The sequence below is a fragment of the Candidatus Hydrogenedentota bacterium genome, assembly GCA_019695095.1.
In the GTDB taxonomy this organism is placed as follows: Bacteria; Hydrogenedentota; Hydrogenedentia; order Hydrogenedentales; family SLHB01; genus JAIBAQ01.
This window is the reverse complement of record JAIBAQ010000152.1, coordinates 1-14,736: the sequence shown is the minus strand read 5'-3', so window position 1 is coordinate 14,736 and position 14,736 is coordinate 1. Positions and strand designations below refer to the sequence as shown.

Sequence of the window (14,736 nt, the reverse complement as noted above, 5' to 3'; positions counted from 1 at the left end):
ACAGCCAAGACTATTGATACGACAAAGCACAGTAGCACCGGGGTAACGACGACAGATTTCGAGTATGCATTGAAGCCGATTAGTTCGGGCATCAATGTCAGAAATTCCGGCGCGCAAAGAAGAATGGAAATGACCGCTTTGACGACGCCACTTTTCGCTTGCTGCATACTCGTCCTTCCTTGGATTCCAAAGTCGATAGTCAGTAGCCGGTGAAACGCTTTCGGCTGGAATATGGGGACAAGTATATCGCGGGAAGTGCAGGCGAGATCCAGTGATGGTGATTTCAATTCACCCCTGTCACTTATGGGATACGCCATTCTCGCGTATGGGGCTTTTGTAATCTGGCGCGCTTTTCGGCTGCCGAAATAGAAAGAGCTCGCTGCTCTTCGTGCGGCAGACTCTACGGCACTTTCGAGCCATGCTCTTCGTAAAACGCGAGCATTTCCCTGAAGATCTTCCGGCGCTGCCTGGTGTGAACGTAGTCGAACCCGTGGTTGCGGTTTTCCGCCGTGATGAGACGCGTCGGGACGCCGAGTTCCTTTAGACGTTCATGGAAGCGCACGGATTGTTCGTAGTGTACGAGGATGTCGTCGGTACCGTGAACGAGCAGTACCGGCTTGGACGTTGGGCGCGCGTAGGTAATGGGCGATGCCACTTCTACGGCGGCATCGTCTGCGTCGTGGGCCTCCGGCGCGGTGAATTCCTTCATGAACTGCTTCGTCATCTTGCCAAATACGCCAAACCTCGGTTCATCGCGATAGAGCGTCAAATCTACGGCGCCGTATAGACTAATCGCCGCGCGTATCTCCGAAGACGCTCCCGGATTTGCATCGCCTTCAAATCCGTCTTCGGAATTGGTGGTCGCCAGAAGCGACGCAAGGTGCCCACCTGCCGATGCGCCGAATGCGAAGATTCGGTCCGGATCGACGCGGTATTTCTCGGCGTTTAGACGCATCCAACGCACAGCGGCCTTACAATCGTGCAGGCAATTGGGAAACGGATGCTTCGGCATGAGCCGGTAGTCGATCGTCATGACGACGTAGCCGTGGCGCGCGAAGTGGCGGCAATACCATAGCTGCTGGTAGCGAGTTCCGAATATCCATGCGCCGCCATGAATCAAAACAACTCCGGGGCGTAGTGCCGCACCATCGTCTTCAGGAAGGTACAACGTCATCTTGAGCTTCTTATCGCCCAAGTCGGCGTACACCTTGCCGCGCTCTGTTCTATACGCTCCGGCATACGCCATCGGCGCAGACAAAAGCGCGGCTATCGCAAGAACTCGAACCATCGGACTATTCCCATTGGCATTCTATTCGGTCTCGTCAATCGAATCTGCGTTTATTCTAGCGCCGAAAATGGCCATAAGAAGCACGCCCGTGCACAAACTCACTTCAAGCAGGTACAACGTGATAAGTGCTGTTGAGGAGTACCAGAAGAGGTAAATGAGCATTGCACCCATCTCACAAAGACAAACTGCGACAACTGCGCCAAGCATCACACGTTCACGCATCGGCAGAACGAGCTTTCGTAACAAGGATATGGATGCGCCCCCGACGACTAAGAGAAACACACTGTGAATGAAAATGCTGAATCCGTTCAGAATTTCATGCATGGCAACTGGGATCACTGAAGATGGGACATCTATGTATTGTCTGCTTTCGCCGGAGTATTCGAAGATTGTATATCCAACGAGAATCTTAATCCGCAGAGCCAGAATCAATCCGACACACCAGAGGATTACGTGCCGCAATGGACCCAAATCGGAGGTGCGGTTCGCTTTCTCCTTGCTCGCCTCGGACAAATCCGGGTTGCTCACGGTCCCTATTTCCCTGCGAAACGCACAGTCACTCCCGGCGTCTCCGAAATGTTGGCACTCGCAAACGCCGAAGCCTGAGCGGGAGCGTTAGAGTCGACGCGCCAGTGTGAGCCTGGCGTTGAGACTTCAACATGTTCGCCCGGCGCGCCGCTGAAGGAAACCGTCTTCACTTCGATTGCGTCGTGCGTTGCGCGAACATCGACTACCGCATCGCGGATGCGGATGCGCGTGACCGTCAGTTCGGGCCACGTGGAAGGCAACTGCGGGTCAAGCAGGAGGCCCGTGGCGGTTGGTTTCATACCGAGGAAGCCGCGAACCATGATCTGCGGAAGCAATGCGCTCTCGAAGAACTCCATGTCCGCGCCAAGTCCGCCCGCCGTGCCGCCGCCCTGCAACGTACCTTCGCGGGACCCGTCGTAGTACTTGCGATATCCGCCGGCGGCAGTCACTTCATCGAACCATTTTGCGATCTCGGTCAAACGGCCGACGACGCTGTCCGCGCCACGCACCTGCAATCGCGCCATCAGGTCGTAGTAGGAGAAGCCGACCACCGCGCCGCCGTCCTGAACTTGCCCGCCCCAGGGAATCGATTCGGGACTCGTCCAAGCCCAGAAGTAATAATCTTCGTTGCGCCTCGTGGTCGAGCGAGGCCCGAATCGCCAATGGTAAATGTCTTCACCCGTGGATGTGTCGCCTTCGACAATGCGGTCGCCGCACATCCAATCCATAATTGACTTGGCATGTTCGTCTGTGGCAAATCCGAAGTAGATGGCCTCGAGGTTCAAAAACGTGAAGCCGTAGTCATACCCAACGCCGTCAATATCGACGGCACAATAGAAGCGGCCCGTCTTTTCATGCCAGAAGACCTGGTTTCCGATGCGCTTCGCGCGGGCAGCGCGCGCCAGTAGTTCGTCGGGCGTGAATGCCATCACCCCGCGCGGGATGTCCCACTCCGGATGCGTCGCGATCGCACGCTCAATCTCGGCCAGACTGTTCAACGCGTCGTAATACTGGTACGTCGCGTAGCAATCCTTGTAGCCCATGGGCAGCAGGTCCCAATAGTTGTTGCCAATGCCGTTGCCGAAGCGAATCTGCTTCTGGCCATTCGGGAAAGCCAAGCCACTGCGTCCTTCGTGGCCGACCCAATCGGTGACAACAATTCCTGTCTCGTCTGCGTGAAACTCCTTGAGAATGTAGCGCATGGCCGTTCGCATACGGTTGATTTGCCCGCGCAGGAAGTTGAGGTCGCGCGTCCACAGGAAGTAGTTTGCGCACCCTCGGATGAAGTTCTGGTTGTTAATGTTGTGGCGCGTGTCGTAGTTGGTGAAGAACGATTGGATGCCCACCTTCGCGCCGGGAGACTCGTTTCCGAACTGGATACGCAATCCGGTGACGACTCCCTTCCATTCGGGATGACGGTATACGGGAATCATCGTGAAACTAACGGCGTCTTGTTCTATAGGCGCAAAGTACATGCGGCGCTCTGGTGCGAACTCCGGGCAAGTCTCCGTTGTCCACTCGACGAATGGCTGTGCGTTGCCCAGGCCCTTCGCGCGCCAACGCAGTTGCAGGAAAGGCGCATTGTACGGGTCGATGCGCATGGCCGGCGGCATCGCGCTCGCATACGGGGCAGTCAAATCGAGGTTCCAGACTTGGTCATCGATTCCCTGGCCCGTCGCGCCCTCAATGACCCAGCCTTCTTGCGTCTTGTCGTCGGTGCCGGTCCATCCACGGTCCATGCCGGGAATGCGGAAATGCCAGCCCCAGCCGCCTTGACCTTGCGCCCAGAACGGGAACGGCCAGCCTTCCTGGTGAGCAATCGACGCGTGTTGATGCGTGAACACATACCCCTCTTCGTCCATGCCGCGCGAAGCGAGCGTTCTTGCCCACTGCTCGCGCATGTAGCGCCACGCGTTCTTCGTATCCACGGCGGGCCAGAGTGACGGCGTCGATAGCCACTCGTCCCAGAGCGTGGCTTTGGGACCGCTCCCGGGGTAGTGCAACCACATGAAATTCCGGAGCGTGTTCATCTCTTGCTCGTGACCGGGCACGATGAAAGCCGGGAAGTCTTCGGGGACAGGCTCTTGGCCAAACACAGCGATGCTGCTAGCCACTGCAAACGCTGCAACGACGAGACCTCTTCTCATGTCCAATATGTGCTCCTTCCGTCTACGCCAAACGATAACCGTGTCTTATTCCATCAGCCGTGCTATAGTTACCCGAAAGGGGTTGTGCACAATCAACAGGGGCTTCAACATGAATATGATAGCGGTTCTCATGGCTGTATTGGCAGCAATTCTGGGCGCGGGAGCGTGGGCTGGCCTTGTTGTGGCAACGGATTATGAGATTGGCTATGCGGCGTGGGGCATCGGCGTCCTGGTGGGATGGGCCGGAGCGAAGTTTGGCGGACGCGGCAGAGGCATGGCGCTACTCTGCGCGGTTCTTGCGTTGGCATCGATCTTTTGCGGAAAGATGCTCGCCGTGGAACACTTCGTATCCAAGGAGCTTGATGCCCAGTTCGGCACGCTCACCGAGCAAGACTACGAGAATGAGAAAGGACAAGCGGCCGAGTTTGCCTCGCTCACGTCCGAGGCGCAATATCCCGAATTCATGGTGAAGCACGAACTCACGGAAGCGAAGGACCCCGCGTCGATTCCAGCTGAAGAGGTCGAGGCGTTCAAGGAGTTCTCCGTTCCCGCATTGACCGAACTAAATTCTAACCCGCCAACGTTTGAACAGTGGAAGGCGAACATCAAGCAGGAGCAGGACAAGGTTTCGGGATCGCTCCTATTCATGGCCATTCTCGTCGTGAGCAGTCTGGGACTTATCGACATCGTATTCGCCGTGCTTGGGCTTGGAAGCGCGTACGGATTTGTGATGCGCGCGGGACAAGAGCAAGCCGCCGCCGTTCCGGCAGAACCCACGCCGCCGCCGGTCCAATAGTTGCCTGTGGGACGATTTTTTGCATCCTCCAGGGGCGGCGTATTACGATGGGGCCGCATTCGCGGCTGCGCGAAATCACCCCTTGGAGAATCAGACCCGTGTCCACAACTACAATCGATAGCGCTTCCCCTATTTCCAGTTACCTTTCACGTACCGCGCCGGAGAACGTTTCGGCGGGGTTTCTAGCGTATCTAGCAAGCCTGACCGAAGTGGCGCGGGTTGCGCCGGCCGTGGCGCGTTCTATTGTGAAGGAACTGGCCGATCAGCGGTCGAATCTGAAGCTCATCGCAAGCGAGAACTATTGCTCGATGGCGACGCAGCTCGCCATGGGCAACCTGCTCACGGACAAATACGCCGAAGGCTTTCCGATGCACCGCTTCTACGCGGGCTGCGACAATGTCGACGACATTGAGGCGTACGCCTGCGCGGAAGTCTGCAAGCTGTTCGGATGCGACCATGCATTTGTGCAGCCGCACAGCGGCGCCGACGCGAACCTGATTGCGTTTTGGTCCATCTTGCAGGCGCGCGCTGAAGTGCCCGCGCTGGCAGATCTCGGCATCAAGGACATCTCGAAGGCATCGCGCGAGGATTGGAACAAGATTCGCCAAGCGACGGGAAATCAGAAGTTGCTCGGAATGGACTACTATTCGGGCGGCCACCTCACGCACGGGTATCGCCACAATGTTTCCGCGAAGATGTTCGACGTGTACAGCTACGGCGTCGACAAGGAAACGTACCTTCTCAATTACGACGCCATCGAGCAGCAGGTACTCGATATCAAACCGCTGATTCTGCTCGCAGGCTACAGCGCGTATCCGCGCGCGATCGATTTCCGCCGCATGCGCGCAATGGCCGACAAAGTGGGTGCGGTGTTCATGGTCGACATGGCGCACTTCGCGGGATTGGTTGCGGGCGGCGCATTTGAAGGCGACTTCAATCCGGTTGCGCATGCGCATATCGTCACGTCGACAACGCACAAGACATTGCGCGGACCGCGCGGCGGTATCGTGCTCTGCACGAAAGAACTCGCCGAGTACGTCGACAAGGGCTGCCCGATGGTGATGGGCGGACCGCTGCCGCACGTCATTGCCGCAAAAGCCGTGGCTTTCACGGAAGCCAATCAGCCCGCATTCAAGGCATACGCGAAGAAGATCGTCTCGAATGCGCGCGCGCTGGCCGCGGCCTGCGTAAGTGAAGGACTTCAGCTCTCGTCCGGCGGCACGGACAATCACCTGATGCTGATCAACGTGACGCCGTTCGGACTCACGGGACGTCAGGCGGAAAGTGCATTGCGTGAATGCGGGATCACGCTCAACCGCAATTCGCTGCCGTTCGATGCCAACGGTCCCTGGTACACGAGCGGACTTCGCATCGGTACGCCCGCCGTGACGACATTGGGCATGGGCGAACCGGAGATGAAGGAAATTGCGGCCATTATCAAGCTTGTACTCGCGAACACCAAGCCTGCGACGATTGAATCCGGCGCGAACGCGGGCGAGCCAAGCAAGGCCAAGTACGTAATCGATGCAAAGGCGCACGAAGCGGCGCAGGCGCGAGTCCATGCGTTGCTGGACAAGTATCCGGTGTATCCGGAATTGGATCTGGGGTTATTGCAGGAGTACTTCGGATAGGTTTCGGAGTGGTTGCAGCAGTCACAAGTTGCAGGAGAAAGACTCACTTGAGGCGAGCCTAGTGTCGTGGATCCCAATTGAGGCAACACATATTGGTTGACCCAAGGAAGAGTGAGTAGCGGCGGAAAACAGGGACTGACACAAGCGCAGCGAAGCGGAGACGTGTCTGTCCCTGCTTTCCGCCACCAGCTTGCCTCTTCTATTTGCGTCTCTCTAAAGCGAGGCAAGCCAAGAGATGGTGTGCACGTGAATAGTCTCGTAGAAGAAGGGGATGATGCCGAGTAGCGCTGTGGCCGCGCTGAGAACGCCGATAGTCACGGCCAACGTGCCGGTGATTGGCAACGTAGTCGCGCCTTCCGCGGGCGGCTCGATGTACATCTGCCGAATGACGCGCAGATAGTAGTAGAGAGAAACCGTCGAATTGACCGCTGCTACGGCAACCAGCCAGTGCATCCCCGCTTGCGCCGTCACGCTGAACAAGAAGTACTTGCCCACGAATCCGGAGAGCGGCGGAATGCCTGCGAGACTGAACAAGGCCAGCATAAATCCGAGCGCCACCATGGGATTCGTTTGTGCAAGGCCGCGATAGTCTTCAATGCGCTCGCGTCCGGTTTCATTGCCGAACCACACGATGCACGCGAAGGCGAGCAGATTCGTCACAACATACACGAGCATGTAAAAGAGCATCGCCGGTACGCCTTCGGCGTTTGCGCCGATGAAACCCAGAATCAGATAGCCCGCCTGCGATATGGCGCTGAATGCCATGAATCGCTTGATGTTGTTTTGCACAATGGCCACCAGGTTGCCGAACGTCATCGTGGCCGCCGCGCAGAAGGCTATGGCCAAGTCCCAATCCTGGAGCCACGGGCCGAGCATGCGGTAGTAAATCTGAAACGCGAAGACCAACCCCGCGCCTTTCGATGCGACGGACAAATACGCGGTGACAGGTGTGGGAGCGCCTTCGTACACATCGGCGGCCCACATGTGAAATGGAACGAGAGTCAACTTGAATCCGAGTCCGCAAACGATGAGACCGGAAGCAAACCACAGCGCGCCCGGCGACGCTTTCGTAACGGCGGCGGCCAAGGCATCCATGCGGGTTTCACCGGTAATGCCGTAGACCAACGCGAGACCGTACAGCAGCAAGGAGGAAGCGAGCGCTCCGTAGATCACGTACTTCAGTCCGGCTTCGCCGGAGGGGGCATGGTCACGTCGCCACGCGGCAAGTACAAAGAGGGGCAACGTGCTTAGCTCAAGGCTGACATAAAGCGTGATCATATCGCGCGCGGCGGACAGGTAGAGCATGCCCGCTATCGTGAACAGCAGAACAGAGTAGTACTCACCACGGAAACCGATGCCGCGCATGCGCACACTCGTGCGCCCGTCCAACAGATCCAAGGAGACGACCACCGTCACAAATGCGGCGAGTATAAAAAACAGACGGAACCACCACCCCACGGCGTCAATCACGAAGCGTCCGCCGAAGACTTCGCCGGATGACGTCCCAGCCAAACCCGCCACAAATGCCGCGCCCAATCCCACCAATGCAAGCGGAGCAAGAACCACCCGCCTCCGTTCATCTAGAAAAAGGTCGGCCAGCAATACGGCGAAGGCCGTAACGATGACGATGATTTCCGGCAGCATGACCATAGTCTAAGGAGTCCCCGCCGTAGTCAGACGGTTGGCGATCGCGACAATCGAACTCTCCGTCAAGTTAATGAACAGCCAAGGAAGAAGTCCGACCACGAACAACGTAGCCGCGAGAATGCCCGTGCTGAGCCGTTCGGGAAGACGTGCATCGGTCAGTTCAAGGTAGTGTTCGTTCGTAATCGGTCCCTGGAAGACCGTAGCAAGGCCTCGCAGCACGTAGACGGCCGTCACAACAATAGACATCGTAGCGACGATAGTAAGCAGCAGTGTAGCGGTTCGATCGCTCCACGGATTGCCAAAGACGCCGCCCAGGAACACGTGGGTCTCGGCCACGAATCCGGATAGGCCCGGCAGACCCAGACTTGCGAGACCGCCGATATAGAACATCGTGGCAAACCAAGGCATGACCTTGGCCAAGCCGCCCATCTCCGGAATGACGCGCGTGTGGGTGCGCCCGTAGACCATGCCGATCAGCGCGAAGAAGAGGCCTGTCATGATGCCGTGGCTGAACATCTGGAGAACCGCCCCTTTGAACCCGATCACGTTAAGGGTGGCGACTCCGAACAGGACAAAGCCGCAGTGGCTGACGGATGAATAGGCCGTGAAGTACTTGAGATCCTTCTGCATGATCGCGCCGAAGGAACCGTACACGATGTTTATGGTGGAAAGGACCATGAAGAACAGCGCCCACATTTTCGCGCCTTCGGGGAGCAGGTAGACGGCGATGCGAAGCGCACCGTATCCGCCGAGTTTCATCAGCACGCCCGCGTGAAGCATCGACACCGCTGTCGGCGCGGAACTGTGTCCGTCGGGCGACCACGTGTGGAAGGGATAGAGCGCACCGATAACTCCGAAGCCCACAAACACCATCGGGAACACCCAGCGCTGGAAGTCGTTCTTATATGTGACCGTCGCCAATTGCTGAAGATCGAACGTATGAAGCCCCGATGCGTGATACAACGCGAAAAATCCGACCAAGACGAACGCGCTCCCCACCAGCAGCATCAGGGTAAGCTTCATGGCCGCGTATTCTTTTGGACCCGTTCCCCAGATGCCAATGAGCAAGTACATGGGCAGCACGGCGAGTTCGTAGAACATGAAGAACAGGAAAAGATCGTAGCTTACGAACACGCCAAAGACGCCGGTTACGAGCAGCAACAGCAGGGCGTAGAATTCTTTGGTGCGTATATCGACGTACCAGCTCGCCAGCGATCCGGTGAAGATGATAAGCGACGTCAGCACGATCATGCTGACCGATATGCCGTCGACGCCGATGTAGTAGGTGATACCCAGCGACGGGAACCACGGGATACGCTCAACGAAGAAGAGCGTGGCAAGGTTCGCGGAGCGAATAGCCTCCATATTGGGAGAGGCTTCCTGCCAGTAACGGTAAACGAGAATCGTTGTGAGCACGAGGTGAATGCCGCAGCCGAATGCGCTGATCCAACGAATCGCCCGCCATTGACGCGCGGGCACGCACACGACGAACAGCATCGTGATGAAGGGCACTGCGATGATCCAACTGAGCAGTCCCACGTTATACCCCCATTGCCCAAAGCACTAACAAGACAAACAATCCCCCTGCAGCAAGCCACATGCTATACGTCTGTATCTGACCGGTTTGCAGACGGCTCAGCACCGCGCCTGATTTGCGCGTGCTCCATCCGGATAAATTGACGCCGCCATCGACAACGTGGCGGTCGAACCATGCGATGGGCCGGGCAACGAACATGAAGATGACGCGCTTCGTTACGAAGAGATACAACTCGTCGAAATAGAACTTATTCTTCACGACGCGGTAAACCAGCCGGAACGAATTTGCCAGGCGGTCGGCAAGCGCCGCATCGCCCCTGGCATAGAGCACGGCCGCTACGGCAATGCCCAACACCCCCGCAATGGTGGCGGGAATCGCGATCGTGAAATCGATGCCGTGGTGTTCCAGAGGTTCGCCGATGTGCACCCACTCCGCCATGGGCGCAAAGCCCGCGATGCAAGACAAGACGGCGAGTACACCCATCGGCAACAGCATCACCTTGGGCGCTTCGTGCGCATGTTCGGCGTGCTTGCTTCGCGGCGTTCCCCAGAACGTCGCAAAATAAATGCGAGACATGTAGAACGAGGTCAAGCCGGCAACGAAAAGCGCAATGCCAAACAGGACGGTGTAGTGGCCGTGCAAGGCCGCGGCAAGTATCTCGTCTTTGGAGAAGAAGCCCGCGAGAGGCCAGATACCGCAGATGGCAAGCCACGCAATCGCGAACAGCAGGTGCGTGATGGGCATGTGCTTCCTGAGTCCGCCCATGTCCCAAATGTCGTTGCTGTGAACGGCGTGTATGATCGCGCCCGCGCCGAGGAACAAGAGCGCCTTGAAGAATGCGTGCGTGAACAAGTGGAACATGCTTGCGGTATATCCGAGAGAATGCCCCATGGAAGCGACGCCGAGCGCCATCATCATGTAACCAAGCTGGCTCAACGTCGAGAAAGCGAGCACGCGCTTGATGTCGTCTTGCGTCACGGCTATCACCGCCGCAAAAAGGCTCGTGAACCCGCCGACGTAGGCGACGACCGTCAATGCGTCCACGCTCATCGAAAACGCCGGGAACATGCGCGCGACCAAGTAGACGCCCGCCACAACCATCGTTGCCGCGTGAATCAGTGCAGACACCGGCGTCGGGCCTTCCATGGCGTCCGGCAGCCAGATGTGCAGTGGGAACATGGCGCTCTTTCCGGCTGCGCCCATGTATACACAGATCATCGCAACCGCCAGAAGCGACAGGCCGAGAATATGCGGGCCAACCTCCAGGAAACGGTTCAAGAAAGCTTCACTCGTCAAATAGGCGAAGTCGAAGGGTTGCCATGCAGCGGATGCGGCGGTGTTCAGTTCCGCCTTGGTATCGGCAAGAAGCGCATGCCCCCAGTAGCCGAGCAGCAACACACCAATCAGGAATCCGAGATCGGCGAACCGTGTGACAATGAAAGCCTTCTTGGATGCGGCCACAGCGGAAGGTTTCTCGTAGTAGAAACCGATCAGAAGAAAGCTGCTGACGCCGACGAGTTCCCAGCACACATACATTTGAACGATGTTCGGTGCGACCACAAGCCCAAGCATGCTGAAGGTGAAGAGGTTCAGATAGGTGAAAAATCGGCCGTAACCCGGATCGCCGTGCATGTATCCAATGCTGTACAGGTGGACAAGCGCGCTCACGCACGTGACCACAACCATGAGCAGCACGGAAATCGGATCGACAAGCACACCAACGGAAACGACGAGGTTCTCGTCGTACCGAAGCCACTCCGTGCTCCACGGCACGAGAGAGACAGGGCCTGCGCCTTCCGAAGGAATCTGCAAGAATTCTGTCGCCAGTTTGAGCGCCAAGGCGAGCGAGGTGAATACAGCGGCCGTCGCAACAATTCCGGCGGCCTTGTCCGAACGCGGGCGGATAAACATGCCGACGATGGCGAACGAGATTAACGGGAGCGCCGGAATGAGCCACGCATGATTCATTACGAATCCGTTCATGACTCGTCCCTCAGAGAATCCATCTCGTTAACGTCGACTGTGCCGCGATAGCGGTAGAGCGCAACGAAAATGGCCATGGCGATGACCGCCTCCGCCGCCGCAACCGCAATGATGAAGATGGCCATTATCTGGCCATCGACGGTGTCTCGCGCATTGAAGTAATTGAAAGCGACGAAGTTGATGGCCCCGGCGTCCAACATAATCTCGATGGACATCAGAATACCGATTGCATTTCGGCGCGTGAGCACTCCGTACAGGCCTATGCAGAAGAGCAAGGCACAAAGGACCAGCCAATGCGTGAGGGTAGGAGTGTGGTTTGCCAGGAATTCAATCATGGACTCAACGCTCCTGTCTCTTATCACGCTGCGACAACGAGATGACGTGCGGCGCCTCGGGCGGTAAATCGCCGCCGCTCGTGAATGGCTGGGCAGACGGAGGGGTACGCCGCGCAATCACGATGGCCCCGACGGCCGCGGCCAACAGGAGAAGCGAGATAATTTCAAACGGCAACACGTATCCGTTGGGCCCGTAGTCCAGCAACGCTTTTCCAATCGCGCGGGAATCGTCTTCGGGCGCGACCGCGGAAGGACTGAGCGGAAAATGGGATGTCAGCACGATTCCGCAAGCGATAAGGGCAAAACCGCTGGAAACGCACACGCCCATCAATCGCCGGAGATTGGAGGGTACGTCTTCGAGCAGATCGGATGAACGGGTAAGCATGATCGCGAAGACGATGAGAACGACGATCCCGCCCACATACACCAACACTTGGACACCGGCCAGGAATTCAGCGCCCAGCAACACGTACAACGCGGCGCTCGCTGTCAGCATCACCATGAGCGCGACGGCGGCGCGCAGCAGTCTGCGAACCCGCACGACAGCGATTGAGAGTCCGAGAACGGAGGCGGCCAGTATGTAGAACACAACAGTCTGGGCGGCTTCGGTCATCATGACTCTGCCTCCGAATTACGTTCGATACTCCCGGTCGACGCATCGACGATCGGCGTGACGGGCAGAGCGTGAAGATTGGGAAGCGCATGACCGTTTAGCGGAATGGGCCCTCCGCAACGTTCGCGGTGAGACATCATCCTGCGACGCACGGTTATATCCTCTTCCTCGGTGACCAGACTCGCCGGTGGTCCCGCCTGGCGGTTAAGGTTATACACCAGCAACCGGCGATCATAGACCGCGTTTTCGTAGTCATGGCCCATTTCGATGGCGTCGAACGGGCATGCCTGGACGCAAGCGTTACAGTACATGCACGAATCCATGCGCCAGATAAAGCGGTCGACTTCACGGTCCTCGGTTACCTCGCCGATGCGTGTGACAACGCGGATTGAAGCATTGGGACATGCCACTTCGCAGTTCTTGCAGCCGGTGCACTTGTGATAGGAAGCGTCTTCGTATCCACGCGACCAATCGCGCAAGAGCGACGCAGGCAAGCGAAGTGTCGGCGATTTCGGATCCGGAAACTCCCAGTCGGTGATCGGCTGACGTACCGTGACATATTTGAACTTCAAAGCCGCACGATACCGATCAGGAAACTTCAGCGTCTCGCGATTGTTTGGGTACTGCCGCGTAACGATGGTAGATGGCTTCACAAAGTAGCGCAGGGTCAGCTTCATCCCCGTAAGTAGACTGTACAAGCCCGAGAAGAACCGCGCGGGCACGCTGTGACGCGGAAGTGTTGGCGCCACGGCGACAGGGATTTCCCGTCCTGCGATGCTGCGTCGCTCGTAGCGGACTTGCTTTGGACTTACGAGTGCCATTGGTCAGTTCCCCGCCAACGGATAGAAGTAGAAATTGGTCAATGCAATGAGAGATGCCGCGATGAGGTTCGCGAACCCAATCGGCAGCAGGAATCGCCATTCGAGGTGCATGAGTTGATCGACGCGCAGTCTCGGGAACGTCCAGCGCACCCACATGATCAGAAAGATGATGAAGAAGGCCTTCAGCGAGAACCACGCAACCGGGGGTATCAAATCCATGACGGCGTTGAAGCTTGCCCAGTCTCCGATGTGAAACGGCATCCATCCGCCGAGGAACAAGGTGGCCGCCAAGCCGGCCGCGACAAACATATTGATGAATTCGGCAAGGAAGAAGAAGGAGAAGCGCATGCCGGAATACTCGGTGTGGAAGCCGGCGGCGAGTTCGGATTCGCCTTCAGGAATATCGAATGGAAGCCGGTTGATTTCGGCGGTGGAGGAGATCAAGTAGATTACGAACGCCAACAGACCGACGCCCGGTGCGCGCCACACCCACCATCCATCGTGTTGGCTGGTCACGATGGCCGACAGCTTCATGGATCCCGAAAACAGGACCACTACAAGCAGCGCAAGCGTGGCCGAAAGTTCGTAGGAAATGATCTGTGCACCCGCGCGCATTGCGCCGATGGTCGACCACTTATTGTTGGAACTCCAACCACCGACGAGAATCCCCATCACGCCGAAACCGCCCACCGCACTTACGAAAAGGACGCCGATGCTGATATCGGCAACTTGTTGCAGTGGTCCGTAGGGAATGACACCGAGAATGAGCACCGGCGTTGCGAGCGCAAGAAATGGCGCGAACAGGTGCAACGTCTTGTCGGCGCGCATCGGCACGATGTCTTCTTTGAATAGCAGTTTGATCGTGTCCATGAGCGTCTGGAAGATGCCGAAGGGACCGACACGGTTTGGTCCCAGGCGGCACTGGAAATGGGCGGCGATTTTGCGCTCCAGCCAGATCAACCCCATGCCCAACACCACGACCAGTCCCGCGACCAAGAGCAAGGCAAGGCCCAAGTATCCCAATGTAGGCAGAATCCCCACATTGAGTGAATCGGCGGCTTGCTCCGCAATACTCTTTACTTGGTACGTGGTGTCCATGGCTTACCGATCGATATCCGGAATAACGAGGTCGAGGCTGGACAGGATCGCAATAATGTCTGCGATGCGCCAGCCCGGCGTGATCTCGGTGACTGCCCATAGGTTATTAAAGTTCGGCGAACGGAAATGCCAGCGATAGGGCTTGTCCTTTTCACCGTCGGAAACGAGGAAAACCCCCATCGCGCCGCGCGCGGTCTCGATCTGTCCGTAGTGCATCCCCTTGGGAACGACAATGGGCATGTTGTACCGAAGGGTCATGTAAGGGCCTTCGGGAATGTTGTCGAGCAGTTGTTCGACGATACGCAACGACTC

13 protein-coding genes are annotated in these 14,736 nt (G+C 57.5%); 2 read left to right on the top strand and 11 right to left on the bottom strand.

What is annotated here, in order from left to right:
* Positions 1-400: 400 nt before the first annotated feature.
* Genes K1Y02_19755 through K1Y02_19745 form a run of 3 tightly spaced genes read right to left on the bottom strand, consistent with a single transcriptional unit; the run spans position 401 to position 3,963 of the window.
* The gene (locus K1Y02_19755; protein ID MBX7258606.1) at positions 401-1,288 is read right to left on the bottom strand and encodes an alpha/beta hydrolase; all 888 of its coding nucleotides are present in this window, start codon (positions 1,286-1,288) and stop codon (positions 401-403) included.
* Between the two features lie 21 nt (positions 1,289-1,309).
* The gene (locus tag K1Y02_19750; GenBank protein MBX7258605.1) at positions 1,310-1,816 is read right to left on the bottom strand and encodes a hypothetical protein; all 507 of its coding nucleotides are present in this window, start codon (positions 1,814-1,816) and stop codon (positions 1,310-1,312) included.
* 5 nt (positions 1,817-1,821) lie between these two features.
* A complete protein-coding gene (locus K1Y02_19745; protein ID MBX7258604.1) occupies positions 1,822-3,963 on the bottom strand; it encodes a hypothetical protein in 2,142 nt (713 codons plus the stop codon).
* 109 nt (positions 3,964-4,072) lie between these two features.
* Between K1Y02_19745 and K1Y02_19740 the strand changes: the two genes are divergently transcribed.
* Both K1Y02_19740 and K1Y02_19735 read left to right on the top strand, forming a co-directional pair.
* Positions 4,073-4,759, top strand: coding sequence for a hypothetical protein (locus K1Y02_19740; protein ID MBX7258603.1), 687 nt, complete (start codon positions 4,073-4,075; stop codon positions 4,757-4,759).
* A gap of 47 nt (positions 4,760-4,806) precedes the next feature.
* Positions 4,807-6,390 carry a glycine hydroxymethyltransferase gene (locus K1Y02_19735; GenBank protein ID MBX7258602.1) on the top strand — a complete coding sequence of 528 codons (1,584 nt, stop codon included), beginning with the start codon at positions 4,807-4,809 and terminating at the stop codon, positions 6,388-6,390.
* A gap of 213 nt (positions 6,391-6,603) precedes the next feature.
* On the opposite strand, the gene K1Y02_19730 is transcribed toward K1Y02_19735, so the two are convergent.
* From K1Y02_19730 to K1Y02_19695, 8 genes are all read right to left on the bottom strand, one after another.
* The gene (locus K1Y02_19730) at positions 6,604-8,040 is read right to left on the bottom strand and encodes an NADH-quinone oxidoreductase subunit N (GenBank protein ID MBX7258601.1); all 1,437 of its coding nucleotides are present in this window, start codon (positions 8,038-8,040) and stop codon (positions 6,604-6,606) included.
* A 3-nt stretch (positions 8,041-8,043) separates the two neighbouring features.
* Positions 8,044-9,576, bottom strand: coding sequence for an NADH-quinone oxidoreductase subunit M (locus tag K1Y02_19725; protein ID MBX7258600.1), 1,533 nt, complete (start codon positions 9,574-9,576; stop codon positions 8,044-8,046).
* A gap of 1 nt (position 9,577) precedes the next feature.
* The gene (gene nuoL / locus K1Y02_19720) at positions 9,578-11,542 is read right to left on the bottom strand and encodes an NADH-quinone oxidoreductase subunit L (GenBank protein MBX7258599.1); all 1,965 of its coding nucleotides are present in this window, start codon (positions 11,540-11,542) and stop codon (positions 9,578-9,580) included.
* Positions 11,543-11,553: 11 nt separating this feature from the next.
* Positions 11,554-11,892 (bottom strand): NADH-quinone oxidoreductase subunit NuoK, encoded by a 339-nt coding sequence (gene nuoK, locus K1Y02_19715; GenBank protein ID MBX7258598.1) that lies wholly within the window; start codon positions 11,890-11,892, stop codon positions 11,554-11,556.
* A 4-nt stretch (positions 11,893-11,896) separates the two neighbouring features.
* Complete coding sequence (locus K1Y02_19710) at positions 11,897-12,508, bottom strand: NADH-quinone oxidoreductase subunit J (GenBank protein ID MBX7258597.1); 612 nt, start codon at positions 12,506-12,508, stop codon at positions 11,897-11,899.
* Complete coding sequence (locus tag K1Y02_19705; GenBank protein ID MBX7258596.1) at positions 12,505-13,326, bottom strand: 4Fe-4S binding protein; 822 nt, start codon at positions 13,324-13,326, stop codon at positions 12,505-12,507. The genes K1Y02_19710 and K1Y02_19705 overlap by 4 nt, the downstream gene beginning before the upstream one ends.
* A 3-nt stretch (positions 13,327-13,329) precedes the next feature.
* Positions 13,330-14,424 (bottom strand): NADH-quinone oxidoreductase subunit NuoH, encoded by a 1,095-nt coding sequence (gene nuoH, locus K1Y02_19700; protein ID MBX7258595.1) that lies wholly within the window; start codon positions 14,422-14,424, stop codon positions 13,330-13,332.
* Positions 14,425-14,427: 3 nt separating this feature from the next.
* Positions 14,428-14,736 (bottom strand): NADH-quinone oxidoreductase subunit D (locus K1Y02_19695; GenBank protein ID MBX7258594.1); only part of this gene is annotated, 309 nt, incomplete at its 5' end.